Source organism: Providencia sp. PROV032 (assembly GCF_028484875.1).
Classification (GTDB): Bacteria; Pseudomonadota; Gammaproteobacteria; order Enterobacterales; family Enterobacteriaceae; genus Providencia; species Providencia rettgeri_E.
This window is the reverse complement of the sequence record NZ_JAMPSX010000003.1, coordinates 141135-156088: the sequence shown is the minus strand read 5'-3', so window position 1 is coordinate 156088 and position 14954 is coordinate 141135. Positions and strand designations below refer to the sequence as shown.

Annotated in this window: 13 protein-coding genes; 7 read left to right on the top strand and 6 right to left on the bottom strand. The window is 39.3% G+C overall.

Translation table 11 applies throughout. The annotated features are described in order from the left end of the window. Window positions 1-19: 19 nt before the first annotated feature. From pqiA to rmf, 4 genes are all read left to right on the top strand, one after another. Window positions 20-1294, top strand: a complete 1275-nt coding sequence (pqiA, locus tag PSF42_RS02135; protein ID WP_125892667.1) for a membrane integrity-associated transporter subunit PqiA — start codon at window positions 20-22, stop codon at window positions 1292-1294. After that, on the top strand, window positions 1291-2940 hold the full coding sequence (pqiB, locus tag PSF42_RS02130; RefSeq protein WP_125892669.1) for an intermembrane transport protein PqiB: 1650 nt from the start codon (window positions 1291-1293) through the stop codon (window positions 2938-2940). Before pqiA ends, pqiB begins: the two co-directional genes overlap by 4 nt. Further along, the gene (gene pqiC / locus PSF42_RS02125; protein WP_125892671.1) at window positions 2940-3494 is read left to right on the top strand and encodes a membrane integrity-associated transporter subunit PqiC; all 555 of its coding nucleotides are present in this window, start codon (window positions 2940-2942) and stop codon (window positions 3492-3494) included. The genes pqiB and pqiC overlap by 1 nt, the downstream gene beginning before the upstream one ends. Window positions 3495-3850: 356 nt before the next feature. Then, complete coding sequence (gene rmf, locus PSF42_RS02120) at window positions 3851-4021, top strand: ribosome modulation factor (protein ID WP_004256131.1); 171 nt, start codon at window positions 3851-3853, stop codon at window positions 4019-4021. Window positions 4022-4151: 130 nt separating this feature from the next. Here rmf and fabA read toward each other — a convergent pair whose 3' ends face one another. The 3 genes from fabA to PSF42_RS02105 form a co-directional block, all read right to left on the bottom strand. Further along, the gene (gene fabA / locus PSF42_RS02115; protein ID WP_004909641.1) at window positions 4152-4670 is read right to left on the bottom strand and encodes a bifunctional 3-hydroxydecanoyl-ACP dehydratase/trans-2-decenoyl-ACP isomerase; all 519 of its coding nucleotides are present in this window, start codon (window positions 4668-4670) and stop codon (window positions 4152-4154) included. 96 nt (window positions 4671-4766) lie between these two features. After that, window positions 4767-6503, bottom strand: a complete 1737-nt coding sequence (locus PSF42_RS02110; protein ID WP_213914472.1) for an AAA family ATPase — start codon at window positions 6501-6503, stop codon at window positions 4767-4769. Between the two features lie 208 nt (window positions 6504-6711). Further along, window positions 6712-6888 carry a GhoT/OrtT family toxin gene (locus tag PSF42_RS02105; protein WP_004909646.1) on the bottom strand — a complete coding sequence of 59 codons (177 nt, stop codon included), beginning with the start codon at window positions 6886-6888 and terminating at the stop codon, window positions 6712-6714. A gap of 173 nt (window positions 6889-7061) precedes the next feature. On the opposite strand from PSF42_RS02105, the gene matP reads away from it, so the two are divergent. Next, the gene (gene matP / locus PSF42_RS02100) at window positions 7062-7529 is read left to right on the top strand and encodes a macrodomain Ter protein MatP (protein WP_125892675.1); all 468 of its coding nucleotides are present in this window, start codon (window positions 7062-7064) and stop codon (window positions 7527-7529) included. 183 nt (window positions 7530-7712) lie between these two features. On the opposite strand, the gene ompA is transcribed toward matP, so the two are convergent. Then, window positions 7713-8783 (bottom strand): porin OmpA, encoded by a 1071-nt coding sequence (ompA, locus tag PSF42_RS02095; protein WP_213914471.1) that lies wholly within the window; start codon window positions 8781-8783, stop codon window positions 7713-7715. 355 nt (window positions 8784-9138) lie between these two features. Beyond that, complete coding sequence (gene sulA / locus PSF42_RS02090; protein ID WP_125892679.1) at window positions 9139-9660, bottom strand: SOS-induced cell division inhibitor SulA; 522 nt, start codon at window positions 9658-9660, stop codon at window positions 9139-9141. 231 nt (window positions 9661-9891) lie between these two features. On the opposite strand from sulA, the gene PSF42_RS02085 reads away from it, so the two are divergent. Next, window positions 9892-10506 (top strand): TfoX/Sxy family DNA transformation protein, encoded by a 615-nt coding sequence (locus tag PSF42_RS02085; protein WP_125892681.1) that lies wholly within the window; start codon window positions 9892-9894, stop codon window positions 10504-10506. A gap of 102 nt (window positions 10507-10608) precedes the next feature. Here the strand turns inward: PSF42_RS02085 and yccS are convergent, their stop codons facing one another. Next, window positions 10609-12759 carry a YccS family putative transporter gene (gene yccS / locus PSF42_RS02080; protein WP_272679363.1) on the bottom strand — a complete coding sequence of 717 codons (2151 nt, stop codon included), beginning with the start codon at window positions 12757-12759 and terminating at the stop codon, window positions 10609-10611. A gap of 123 nt (window positions 12760-12882) precedes the next feature. Here yccS and helD point away from each other — a divergent pair, with 123 nt between their 5' ends. Further along, on the top strand, window positions 12883-14937 hold the full coding sequence (helD, locus tag PSF42_RS02075) for a DNA helicase IV (RefSeq protein ID WP_272679362.1): 2055 nt from the start codon (window positions 12883-12885) through the stop codon (window positions 14935-14937). The last annotated feature ends 17 nt before the right edge of the window (window positions 14938-14954 follow it).

Sequence of the window (14954 nt, the reverse complement as noted above, 5' to 3'; positions counted from 1 at the left end):
TTAAAGGAGCAAATACACTTTGTGCAACCATGAGTCTCATGAACATGTGCTTTGTCCTCAGTGTGACATGTTGGTTGCAGTTCCTGAATTGGAACAAGGGAGCAAAGCAACGTGTCCACGCTGCGAAACCACATTGGTCTCAAAGTGGCGATATCCGTATAAGCAGCCAGCAGCATATGCATTTAGTGCATTAATTATGCTATTTATTGCCTGCTTATTCCCCTTTGTTAAGATGGGCGCCGCAGGGATTGAAAATGAAATATCGTTATTCCAAATAATTGAAATTATAGCTACCACGCGCTATAGCGGTTTGGCGCTATTTTTTCTGTTTTTTTCATTGGTTATTCCTGCATTTTGTATGGTCACAATCATCCTTTTAGGGGTGCAGGTTCATATTCCTAAAAATATTAAAGTGGTGATCACCCGTATTTTGTTCCAAATGAAAACGTGGTGCATGGCTGAGATTTTTCTAGCGGGGGTCTTAGTCAGTTTTGTTAAATTGATAGCTTACGGCGATATTGGTATCGGGTTAAGCTTTTTACCTTATTGCGCGTATTGCATGCTGCAAGTAAGGGCTTTCCAATGCTTAGATCGCCATTGGCTATGGAACCGAATTGAAGCCGCGCCGAAATTAGATAGGCCGTTAATTGTCGGCCAGACGGGGATTAAGCAAGATGTACGCTTATGTCTTGTGTGTACGGCAATTTTACCGGCTGAACAATCAAAATGCCCACGCTGCCACTCCCATGGTAGTGTACGTAAAAAACAAAGTTTACAATGGACTTTGGCTCTTTTAATGACATCAATTATGTTGTATATCCCTGCGAATGTGTTGCCGATGATGACCACAAACACGTTAGGTACAGCATTAAATTCGACCATTATTGATGGCGTCATTTTACTGTGGGAAGACGGGTCATATCCTGTTGCTATGGTGATTTTTGTTGCCAGTATTATGGTGCCTACATTGAAAATGATAGGAATTGCATGGCTTTGTCTAGATTCCAAAGGGTATGGTAATCGGGACCCGCATCGTATGCATTTTATTTATGAGCTGGTGGAGTATGTTGGCCGTTGGTCAATGATAGATGTGTTTGTTATCACCATTTTAGCCTCTTTGGTTCAAATGGGGCAATTGATGAATATTGTCCCTGCGATGGGGATTATTTTCTTTGGTGTGGTTGTTATTCTCACAATGTTTGCAGCGATGACCTTTGACCCCAGATTAACTTGGGATCGCTGTGAAAGAAAAAATGCAGTAAATACTGTTGAACAAGAAGGAGTCATCGGGTGACTGATAAAGAAACACCACAGGCCAATGCCAAAATTAGTAAGTTAAAAAGTTGGTCGCCTGTATGGGTGATCCCAATAGTGACAGTCTTGCTTGGCGCTTGGGTCTTATTTTACCATTTTAGCAACCAAGGCCCTGAAGTGACATTAATCACTTACAATGCTGAAGGAATAGAAGCAGGTAAAACCAAAATTAAAAGCCGTAGCGTCGATATTGGCGTTGTGGAAAGTGTGACGCTTGATGACAATTTTAGTCGAGTGGTCATTAAAGCGCGTTTGAACAATGAAATGAAAGAATTACTGCGTACTGATTCTGCGTTTTGGATTGTAAAACCAACAATTGGGCGTGATGGCGTTACTGGGCTAGGTACATTACTTTCAGGTGCTTACATTGAGCTTCAACCGGGCTTAGCGGCAAAAGAGCATTTCGAGTTTACCTTATTGGATACCCCACCTCTTGCATCACCTGATGCTAAGGGAATTCGTGTTGTATTGGTGAGCGATAAGGCAGGACAATTAAATCCAGGTGACCCAGTGTTATTCCGTGGTTACCGGGTCGGTTCTGTTGAAACGAGCGACTTTGATATGGATAAACGCGATATGCGTTATCAATTATTTATCAATGCGCCTTATGACAAATTGATTAGTTCAAATGTACGTTTTTGGAAAGATAGCGGTATAGCTTTTGATATGTCATCCCAAGGAGTGCATGTTGAAATGGGCTCAATTGCGACATTATTGACCGGTGGTGTGAGTTTTGATGTTCCAACCGGGTGGGTTCCTGGTGCTAATGTGAAGGAAAATGCTGAATTCCAACTGTTTGACAACCAAAGCAGCATTCAAAATTCCTTGTATACACAGTATCAAGATTTTGTCTTATTCTTCTCAGACTCAGTGCGAGGCCTACAACCGGGCGCGCCGGTAGAGTTCCGTGGTATTCGTTTAGGTACTGTTGCACAAGTGCCTTTTTATACCGAAGGTTTAGACCAATCACTGGATAATGACTTTAGAATTCCTGTTTTGATCCACATTGAACCAGAACGTTTTTCTAAGGATGTCGGTAAGAACTTTAATTTAAAAAATGAATTAAATTTAGCTTTGAAAGATGGCTTAAGGGCATCACTGAAATCAGGGAATTTATTAACGGGCGCGTTATTTGTTGATCTGGATTTTGTGCAAAATGCAGAGCCTTATAAAGGCCCAACCGTGGTTGCCGGCTATAAAATTATCCCAACAACCAGTGCAGGTTTAGCGCAAATTCAACAAAAAGTCATTGCGGTGTTGGATAAAATTAACAATATGCCAATTGAACCGATGCTTAACCAAACGACACAAACATTGGCAGAAGGGCAGAAAGTTGTTAAAGAAGCTAATGCGATGTTGGCTCAACTCAACAAAGTTATGGCGAGTAAAGAGTTCCAAAATTTACCTCATGACTTGCAAAAAACACTGCAAGAAATGAACCGTGCAATGCAAGGTTTCCAGCCTGGTTCTCCAGCTTATAATAAAATGGTGGATAACATGCAGCGTTTAGACCAAGTATTAAGAGAAGTTCAGCCGCTTCTACGTACTTTGAATAATAAGAGTAATGCGTTAGTTTTCGAAGCTGAGCCAACGAAGGATGTTGAGCCTAAAGGAGTGAAAAAATAATGAGATATTTACTATCAATATTTGTTTTATTATTGGCAGCTTGTAGCAGTACCCCAGAGAAAAAGTACTACCAACTGCCAATGAAAACTCCTCAGACACAATCTGCAGAGGTGATGAATAAAGGCCAAGTGTGGTTACAACGCATCATGTTATCAGATGTGCTGACATCAAATGGGATTACTTACCAAACGACAGATGTCAGTTATACCAATGCAAGTACGCATCTATGGGCGAGTCCTTTAGAACAACAGCTTGGTCAGTCGATGGTGAGTGAATTATCTGCAGCGTTACCTGAAAAACTCGTGTCTTTGCAGCCATTACAAAACTCACCGGATACACTTGATATTACTTTGACGGCCTTTAATGGGCGGTATGATGGTAAAGTATTAATCCAAGGCTTTTGGACTTACACTCATGATAAAAACGTGATCCGTCGTAATTTTGATGTACAGCTAGACCAAAATGAAGATGGTTACCCTGAGCTAGTTCGCACGTTATCAATGGGGTGGCAGCAAGTCGCTGAGAGTATTGCGAAAGAGATAGATAAATACTAATCATTGGTTATTACTTAAGTAATTTATATTAAATGCACCTTGAATATATGTGGTTTATATATTCAAAGTGCATTTTTAATTTCATTAAATATAGATATTCTTTTTATTTATATATTAGTGAATAATAATTGATTTTGTTCGCTAATATTATGATAAATAAAAGAATGTTTTTATTTTCAAATCAAATCAATAGGTTGTGTTAATTGTCATATACAAGTCACATTTATGCCATTTATGACAAATATATGAAAATCTTTACTTGATTTTTTTTTCAACGGGCGCTATTTCTATAATGTACCTATTAAAAATAGTAGGTACTGTTTTCTTTTCCATTTAAATGATGAGGGAAGTAAGGCATGAAAAGACAGAAGCGAGACCGTTTAGAAAGAGCTTTATCAAGAGGTTATCAAGCAGGTTTAGCAGGGCGCTCTAAAGAGTTGTGCCCATATCAAGCAGTAGATGCTCGGTCGCATTGGCTAGGTGGTTGGCGAAAGGCGATGGAGGATCGAACCATAGCGGTGGTGTAACCCCAATATTCTTTGAACGTTTAGCTTAAATAGCCTGAGCTCGTTTTCTTGCATATTTTTGGGTTTTTAAGCTGAAGGTATTCATTCATTTAAAAACCTCCGCCATTGCGGAGGTTTGCATTTCAAATATTTAGAATGCGCTGGTGTCTTTAAAAAGACCCACTTTTAAGTCTGTTGCAGTATAAATTAATTTACCATCAACTAAGACTTCACCGTCTGCTAACCCCATGATCAGTTTACGGTTGATCACGCGTTTAAAGCTGATGCGGTAAGTAACTTTTTTCGCGGTAGGGAGAACTTGGCCAGTAAATTTAACTTCGCCAACACCTAAAGCGCGCCCTTTACCTTCACCGCCGAGCCAGCCAAGGTAGAAGCCAACTAGCTGCCACATTGCATCGAGGCCTAAACAACCAGGCATGACAGGGTCGTTTGTAAAGTGACAGCCAAAGAACCAAAGGTCTGGATTAATATCCAATTCAGCTTCCACATAACCTTTGTTAAATGTACCGCCATCTTCAGTCATACTGACGATACGATCCATCATCAACATATTTCCAGATGGCAATGGAGGACCATTTTCTCCAAATAACTCACCTTTACCAGAAGCAATTAAATCATCTTTTGTGTAGGATCCGCGTTTCTCAACCATGTTCTTAAGATAGCCTTTATTAAGTGTAGGTCTACAGGATAGCTTACACTTGTACGCTGAACAACTCCGATCTGCTATTTTTTACGCAATCTTTACTTAACTTATCCATTTTAAGAACCAAGGAAGTCGGGCTTTATCAGGTGAGTTTGCTTGATTGATCCGTTCTTGAATTAAAGCTAACAGGTGTACATTTTCTTCTTCAGCTTGTTGTTCAAAGTAAGGTTGCTTAGTCAATATAGTAATGGCTTGGGCGACATGTTCAACAGGCCAAATGTGGAATTGACCTTCTTTTACGGCTTCAACGACAGCAGACTTGGTGCATAAATGGCGAACATTTGCCATCGGGATGATGACACCTTGGTTGCCAGTTAACCCACGTTTTTCACAGATATCAAAGAAACCTTCAATTTTCTCATTCACCCCGCCAATAGGTTGGACATAGCCAAATTGGTCAACTGCACCCGTGATAGCAACTTGCTGGTCAATAGGTTGTAGTGATAATGCGCTAATTAAAGCGCACAGCTCTGCGAGTGATGCGCTATCACCATCAACTTCACCATAGGACTGCTCAAAGACGATAGAGGCGGAGAAAGGCTGTGGCTGCTCTAATTTCAGCTCGTAATTTAAATAGGCTTGCATGATCATCATGCCTTTGGCGTGGATATTCCCACCCAGCTCTGCTTTACGTTCTACATCCGTGAATTCACCGTCACCTAAATGTGCGACACAGGTAATACGGGATGGCTCACCAATAGCGTCAGGGTGCCCTGGATATTGTAAGACAGACAAGCCATTAACTTGGCCGATAACTTCGCCTTCAGTTTTAACGAAGATTTGTTCTTGCAAAATATCGTCCTGAGTACGTTCAGCAAGAAAACTGTGGCGCCATTGGCGGTTTTCATTTGCTTGCTTAAATGACTCTTGAGTCAGCAAATGGTTAACATGGTAGTGGCTGGCATCAACAAGAGAGCGAACTAACCAAAGAATATCAAGAGGAAGATTAAATTTATCTTCACAGTAACGAACAGCTTGTTGGATGAAAGGGACCCAGCCATCAGCAGAAATATGTGGTAATTTATTGGATTCAATAATGGATTTAACATAACGCATCCATAAGCTCAATTGTTCTTCATCTTCGAAGAACATAATAGGCTCATATTCGCCATAAATTGCGCAGCTAAATAGTTCCGGTGATGTAAATTCAAACTCTTCTAAAGCTAATCGGTCACCAACAATAATGACTTTAAGTTCTAAAGGTTGTGGTTCAATTTCAATCGGTAAAGGCTGATTCTCAGAATAAGGTAACCATTCAAGTTGTTGACGGTTAACCATATTTTTTAGGCGAGCCCACATTAAAGGTTGGCTAATTAATGCGCTAGCTGCGATAACTAAGATCCCGCCATTAATTTGGTGAAGTAATCCTGGCACTAAATTCAATGAAGGGGTGACATAGCCAAATAATTGTTCGGGTTCTATCCAACTACGGTAAGCAATTTTTTCATGGGAAGAGAAACGGCTTTTAACACCACTTTTCCATTGAAAAAGACGGCTATCTTCAGATAATTGATAATCACCATCAATGGTATTTATCTCTGCCAGTAAGGGGGTAATTGCATTAGCATAAAGGCTAAGATACGCCTCACTGTCATCAGACTTGATAAACATGAAGCGAGTTTGGGCAAATTCATCAACGAAATGTTGTATGCCATCAGATAGCCTAGGCTGAATATCTGATAAAAGTATAGGGGGCAACGTTTCTGAAGATACAAATTTCGTCTGAAATGACGATAAGTTAGGAATTAGGCCTTGCCATGTTAGTTCTTGACTGATCACTATAATTATCTGCTATTAATAGGGTTATAAATAAAATGCCTGCCAATAAGCTGGGCGTATATGCCTGAATAAGGTTTATTTAATAAATTTGCTAAATAACATTGTTTGTTTTATAAACAAATTTCAGGCTCATTCATTACCCAATGGGCAAGCTTGCTATATTAGCCTTTGATAGGCAATCTTGCAGCAATAATTGTTGAATTATCGACTAGAATAACGAAAACATAAATACAATGGGTAGTGTCATCGGCCAAGTCAAGCCAATAAGTATGGCGCTCAGCAAGCGCATAAAGCAGTTAGGGTCTTTTGTTACGAGTAGGGTAAATAGCATTGCGCATACACCGCCAATCCCATAGATGACGAGTATGTATTCAAATGTGGACATGCAGTTTTATTAATTTGTTAACAGATAGGGGCGGATTGTACACTATTTTTACAAGAGGAGGTCATCTTCTTTATTGAAAGAGTGAATATTCCACTAAATCGAATATCTGCTTGAGTATTTTGTATATAATCTTGCTAATATAAAAATAGGTTCAATTTTCTTCAGGAAAAATTATGAAATATCAGCAGCTTGAAAATCTTGAATGTGGCTGGAAATGGGAATACCTCGTCAATAAAGCAAGGGGTGGCGAAGCAATTACCCGCTATATAGAAAGAAGTGCAGAAAAAGAAGCGATAGACTTGCTGCTAAAAATGGAAAATAGACCGGTTGATGTACTAAAGTGGATCACTCAGCATATGAACCCAGAGCTTGATAACCGAATGAAACAGAGTATTCGGGCGAGGCGTAAGCGTCATTTTAATGCAGAACACCCACATACACGTAAGAAATCAATAGATTTAAACTTTTCGGTGTGGCAGCGTTTGTCTAACCTTGCCGTGAAGCGTAATAAAACGTTGTCTGAAACTATTATTCAGTTAATTGAAGACGCAGAACATAAAGATAAATATGAAAGCCAGATGAGCTCATTAAAACAAGATTTGCAAGCGATCCTTGGGACACCAAAGGAAACGGATAACTAAAGAAGATCAGTGATGATCATCACTGTAGCAAGTATCTAAGCAAGATACCGTTATTATAGAATTAAATCTTTTGAAGTGTATTTTTAAGCTGTACTGATTTTTTGTGATTTTTGATGATAAAAAAACCCCAATATTAATTGGGGTTTTTTATGTTTAGTTCGAAATTCAAACTAGGGCTAAGAATTAAGCACCTGGTTGAGTTACAACTTCAGTTGTACCTTGGATTTCGATTTCAACACGACGGTCTGGCGCTAAACACTCGATCAGAGCAGCACGGCCTTTAACATCGTCACATTTGTTACCAGTTACTGGATCTTCTTTACCACGGCCTTCTGCAGAGATTGCGCTAGCTGGAACGCCTTTAGCAACTAAGTAGTCAACTACAGACTGAGCACGTTTTTGTGACAGTGGTAAGTTGTAGTTTTGTGAACCGATACGGTCAGTGAAACCAACTACCAGTACGCGACCTTGAGTTGGGTCGATGCTGCTAAGTTCGTTGTACAGCTCATTCAGAGCTTCTTGACCTTCTGGTTTCAGGCTTGCTTTGTTGAAGTTAAACAGAACGTCTGAACGCAGAGTAAAGCGTTTGTTTTCAACAACTGGAGCTGGAGCAACAACTGGAGCTGGCGCAACAACTGGAGCATCAGCTTGACCGAAACGGTAAGCAACACCAACGCTCAGCATGCCGTTGTCTGGACGAGTACCGATGTTGTCTTTATCACCTAAGTTGCTAACCCATTGGTAGTCTAAACGAGTAGCCCACTCTGGAGTGATTGCGTACTCAAGACCCAGTGCGTATACAGGTGCAACGCCAGTGTCAGTTTCTTTGAAACGACCTTGAGTTTGGTTAGCTTTAGCTTCTGTACGGTAAACCATACCACCTAAACGAGTGTAAACGTCTAAGTCATCCATGATTGGATAGCTTAATTTAGTAGTTAATGAAACACCCATAGATTTCAGGTCACCGCTGTTACCAGCGCCTTTGTATTTCATTTTACCGAACCAATCGTAACCAAGCTCGAAGCCCATGTATTGGTTATATTGGTAACCAGCGAATGCACCAGCACCGAGAGTATCACGGTCAGTAGTGTTACCTACGTGAAGATTAGTTTCAGGTGAAGTGAATTTAGTGTCTTCATAGTGAGACCAACCTAATTTAGCACCGGTATACCAAGTGTTATCTTTTGGAGCTGCTTGTGCAACGGTTGCAAAAGCTGCTACTGCCACTGCTACTGCGATAGCTGTTTTTTTCATTTTTACGCCTCGTTATCATCCAATATTGGCTTGGCTTCGCTGAGCCTTATTATATGCCATTGGTTTAATTTACTTGCTAGGTTTCGCAGACATTATCTACAAAAAAATAAGAAAAGTAAAAAAATAATGCCATAAGCCGAACAAGCTAAAGTCTACAACGAACTTAAAAAGATACAAGTAGAGTGAGCAAAAATCGTTAAAAAAAGTGTTTTTTTAGTGTATAAATCAGAGAGATATGTATATTTTTAACAATGATTATATTTAATCTATCTGATTGATCTACAATACTTTTAATTTAACTTTAGAGACAAATATGCCTAAAGGTTAAATTTAGTAAGAAAATTCTTAATCTTAGCTAGTGGTAATGATTTGAATGAATTTTTAAGTGATTTGGCTGTCTTGCTTGTGTACTAACCATATTATACGTTTTCTGTGGACGCATAATTAAGCCAATAGAACAGCCTTCTTGAGCAGCATATTGCAAACGAATAAAATCTTGCTCGCTTATTTCCGGTAGCCACCCTAGAACCACGCTATAATTCCCACTTCTTAAGGCTTTTTCCATGGCATCAATCGTGGTGATATCTTCCATATGATTTAATTGCATAACTTTATTAGTGGGTATACCTGATTGTTCTAACCAGTGTTTACTGAGTTTTTTATTAGGGCTTAACCAGAGTAACCAGCGTGATTGGACCCCAAACTGGCGAAGCATGGGTAATAAAATGTAATCCATAATAGGGTGTTTTTCATCGTAAACAAGTTCGCTCACCATACCTTGTTGCATAGAGCTGTTAGTAAGCCCTGTCGCAGGGATTGATTGTGCGTAATTATTAAGAGAATGTTCTGTTGAGTTGTTCCAAGAATAGATGCTCATAATTTACCTCGTTACAATGCTGTATGAACATACAGTAACTGTATATCCATCCAATATCAAGACTATTTTTTCAAAGCGCTTCGCAACTTTGTTGTTTTTATCTGCATTCTTCTTGGCATTTTTTATGGATGCTCTCAAAATTGGTTATGCGTAATTATCTGTAAAAAAAGAAATTATAAAATTAATTTTCTCAAGGATGAAAATTAAGCATATCTAAAAAGGAGTTTAGTAATGTTGTCAAAAGATGAAAAATTTTTTTATTTGTCCCGTTTGTTAAGTCAATTTGGCGAATTAAAGCGCAAAAACCATTTTGGTGGGTTTTGTCTATTAGTCGATGATGCAATTGTGGGGTTAGTGCTTGATGGCGGCTTTTATTTGCGTGGCTGTTTAGTTGCGAGAAGCCATTTTGAATCCTTAGGGTTTAACCGGCTAGTTTATAGTAAAAAGGGTATTCCACTGGAAATGCGTTATTATCAACTTTCGGAACAAGTTTGGCATGACGAGGCTTTATTTCTCCAATATATTGAGTTGGCGTACCGTTCAGCCATTGAAGAATTTAAACAAAAACAATCAATAACTATGCGAATAAAAGATTTACCTAATATGAATATGTCAGTTGAGCGCGCACTAGGGAAAATCGGTGTATCTCACGTTGATGATTTGCGTATGATGGGCGCAAAGGCTTGTTTTATGAAGCTAAAAAAGCATGGTAGGAATAACCCTAGTATTAAGTTACTCATAGGCTTAGCGGCTGCAATAGAAGGGTGTCATAGTGCGGTTTTACCAAAGGATATCAAGCAAGAGCTAATTACTTGGTATAATAGTTTTGAATTGACGTCAGCTTAAACTCGCGCAAAACCACGGTTATTATTAATATAGTTAATACTATAATATGCAATATAAGAATGAGCGGGTATTTAGAATTATAATACCCGCTCATCGGTATAATTATGATGCACTAATAGTTCGCATAATTTGTTTTATTTCAGGGACCAGCTCGAGCAATAATTTAGTTTGTTCCATGATTAGTAAAGTTTTTTCGTCATCACTGATTGAAATGTTATCTATCCGCTGTAATAGACTGTGACGAAGTTTATCTGATTTTTCATCAATGACGAGCGGGTCAATGGTGGTGATTTGTAGCGAGGATTCAACATAGCAAATAGCATCGTTGAGTAGTGAAAGGTTATCTTCATTTTGCATTTTTTCACGATGCGCGCCTAATGCAGATATATAGCTGAGTAAAGTGTGGTTTAAGCAGAGAAGGCGAAAAGCCTGTTCTTGAGTGATTCGATAAGACTTCGGATCCGATGCCATATTGGACACAATAGAAGCGAATTCAGCATCGTTATTATGTGCCTCTCTACGTGCAATTCGATACTCAAGGCGGTTGTCTTTACCTTGGTAATATTGTTGTAAAATAGCATCTAAATAACGGCAATTGCTATCCATAGTTTTTTGAATGACTTGGGGGAGTTGGCGGAATTTCCAGTCAGGCCAAATAAAGCTGACGGCAAGTAATGCAATAAAACAACCAATTAATGTGTCAATGATCCGTGGCAGTGCAACGTCAAACCCTTCTCCGAGTAGGTTAAAACAAAACAAGACGAGTAGTGTGATAAATAAGGTTGCTTGGGCATATTGGCTACTGCGAAACATAAAAAACAGTAAACCAGAAATAACAATTAGCGTGAGCTGGCCTTCCATTGAAGGGATTAAATTCAGCAAAGGTAAGCCAATGAGAATACCAACAATAGTGCCTATTATACGTAGAGCCAAACGGCGTTTAGTGGCGCTGTAGTTAGGTTGGCATACAAATAAGCTAGTGAGTAATATCCAATATCCTCTTTCCATATCAAATAGTTGGATAATGACATAGCCAGTACAAAGGAGAATTGACATTCTGACCGCATGGCGAAATAAAGAAGATTTCGGGGTTAAATGGTGTTTAACGCGTGAAATAATATCACGAATACCTGATAACGATTCGTCAGATAACTGTTCTATTTGTTTATTATTTTGCTGCCATGCACTTTGCTCAAGGCTCAGGCCTTTAAGTTGAACATCAATTCCTTTTAAGTTTTTAAGTAAGTTGTACAGCGCTTTAATTTCATGGAGCTCAGGCGATTGCTGCTTTAGAAGCTGTAGCGATTTTTCAATGTAAGCGAAAGTGCGCTCAAAACGAGGGTTATGTTGGTATTGTTTACGCCATAAAACAGATTGAGCAACTTGCTGGCAGGCTCTCGCTTGCATAGTTAATAGGCGTTGGAAACGAAATAAAATATCACAATGACGTAAAGTACGGCTAAGTTGTTGGTATTGTATGTGAGATGAACTTGCTCGTTCGTGAATATCTTGGGCAACAAAATAATAATGCAGTGAATTTCGGGTACCTTTTTGTCCTCGGTCTCCTTTTAACCGACTCAGTAATGCAATTTTTGCTTGGTTCATGGTGCTAACCAAGTGACTGTTTACTAGCGCTAAATCATAAACAGAGCGTTGGTAGTCATCTTCTAAGTCAGGGTCAAATAAGTTAGCTTTTGCATCTAAATAAGCTGAAAGTTGCTGATAGCATTGGGTTATTGCATCTTGTAGTGGCCTAACAGGAAATAAAATATGGCCAATCAAAGTTAAGATATTATACCAAATTGCCCCTGTGAGTAATAATGCAGGTTGTTGGTACCAAGTATCAAATATGGGTACACCGAGCATGGTATAAATAGCAATTAACAGTGCACCAAATGCGATGGTTGCGTATCTCTGCCCTAAAGCACCGAGAAGAATAAAACCACATGTGGAAAAGGCGAGACCAAAAAAGAAAAATAAAGGGTATGGAAACAGCAGTTCAATTGAAACGGATGCAATAAAAAAACAAAAAAGTGTAATAATTAAATTTTTTATTCTACCAGTTAGCCTATCATCTAAGTCAGTCAGTGCAGCAGCGACCACACCTAAAGTAAGTGGGATAGTGGTCTTAGGCTCTTGGTTTAACAACCATGGCACTAAGGTTGCGCCTGTCAGGGCTATAAAGATTCGGATATAATATAAAATATGGCTGTTATATAGCACACGACGATAACTGGTAAGCAGTGTTAACACAAAGTACCTCAAAGGTAAGACAAGCCCTAGTCTATATAGGATAGCTTGTTTGCAAGGAATAAAAAACCGTTTGGAATCAAGCCAACCGTATTTTTGTCATTGATTTTCTCAGGTGCAGGATGTATGGAACTGAAATCAACACAGATTGGAAAGCGTCTGGCTCAGCATCCCTACAATCGGGTTCGCTTACTCAACGCAGGTATTGAAGTGAGTGGTGAAAACCACCAATATCTTATCCCATTTAATGAACTCATTGATATCCGTTGTAAGAGAGGGATTGTTTGGGGGGAGTTAGAATTTGAAATAGTAAATGAACAAGTTGTTCGTTTACACGGTACTGAATGGAAGCAAACTCAGCGCTTTTACCATTATTTAAATGAAAAATGGCAACAGTGGAGCACTGAAATGAGCCTAGTCAGTGCTAGCGTATTGGCTGAATTAGTTCATTCGATTGAACAACTGACGCAACACGACCATTGGTTAACGTTGCGCCAATTGACTGAAATAAAAAATAAAATATCACAAAAATTCTCATCGCTACCTATGCCTTTGGCGCGCCTTTCATTATTTGAAAATTGTGTAGCACAATATCACGAGTGTCTGAATTGGCTGAATAGCGGTCAAGAATGTCGAAAACAAATTAACGATCACTGGTGTGAGTCTGTTTTAGTTCGTTATCACGACTTTTTCCAGCAAGTAGAAACATCACCACTCAATTATTCACAGTCCTTATCTGTGATTAATGGTGAGGATAATGTATTAGTGCTAGCAGGGGCTGGGAGTGGTAAAACATCCGTCCTCGTGGCTAGGGCTGGTTGGTTAATCTTGCGAGGCTTGGCAGAGCCAGAACAAATCCTATTGCTAGCTTTTGGTCGCAAAGCGGCAGATGAAATGAATGAGCGTATTCATTCACGACTACAACAAGATGACATTGAAGCAAAAACCTTCCATGCGCTTGCTTTACACATTATCCGTGAGGGTAGTAAAAAATCGCCAGTAATTAGCGAGTTAGAAACTGATACCCAAAAACGGCAAACGCTATTATTAAATGAATGGCGAGAGCAGTGTTCAGCAAAGAAAGCGCAAGCAAAAGGCTGGCGAGAATGGCTTTCTGAAGAATTGCAGTGGGAAATTCCAGACGGTGAGTTTTGGAAAGACGAAAAAATTAGCAATAAAGTGGCTACTAGGTTAGACCGCTGGCTAAGCTTAATGCGTATGCATGGGGGTAGCCAGAAGGACATGATTGACAATGCGGAAGAAGAAATAAGGGGACTTTTCCAAAAGCGTATTCGTTTAATGGCGCCGTTATTGAAAGTGTGGAAAAGCGCATTGAAAGATGAAGGTGCAATTGATTTTTCTGGATTAATCCATCAGGCCATTAATATTTTAGAAAAAGGGCGTTTTATTAGCCCATGGAAACATATTTTAGTCGATGAGTTCCAAGATATTTCGCCTCTAAGAGCTAAGTTATTACAGGTACTACGACAGCAGAATAAGCAAACGACGTTATTTGCTGTTGGAGACGATTGGCAGGCTATCTATCGGTTTAGTGGTGCAGAATTAGACTTAACAACATCGTTTGAACATAACTTTGGTATTGGAGAACTTTGCGCTTTAGATACCACTTATCGTTTTAATGAACGTATTGGTGAGGTAGCTAACCAGTTTATTTTACAAAATCCTATGCAGCTAGATAAGCCATTGAATAGCTTAACTAAAGGGAATAAAAAATCGGTTGTTCTTCTTTGTGAGGATGCCTTTGAACGTTTATTGGATAAAATGAGCGGCTATGTGCTTGATGATGAAACGGTATTAGTGCTAGCCCGTTATCATTATTTAAAACCTGATATTTTAGATAAAGCTAAAACTCGTTGGCCAAAATTAAATATTCAGTTTATGACTATTCATGCTTCAAAAGGGCAGCAAGCAGACCATGTCATCATTTGTGGTCTGAATAGCGGAAAGGATGGTTTCCCTGCGCCTGCGCGCGAATCAATCATTGAACGAGCTTTATTGCCTAAACCAGAAGATTTTGATCACGCAGAAGAAAGACGTTTACTGTATGTCGCATTAACACGGGCTAAGCAGCAAGTTTGGTTACTCTATAACCCAGAAAAACCGTCAGAATTTGCGGATGAACTGAAACAATTGGGCGTTCCAAAGCAAAAGAAACCGTAAAGCGATATTATGACCTA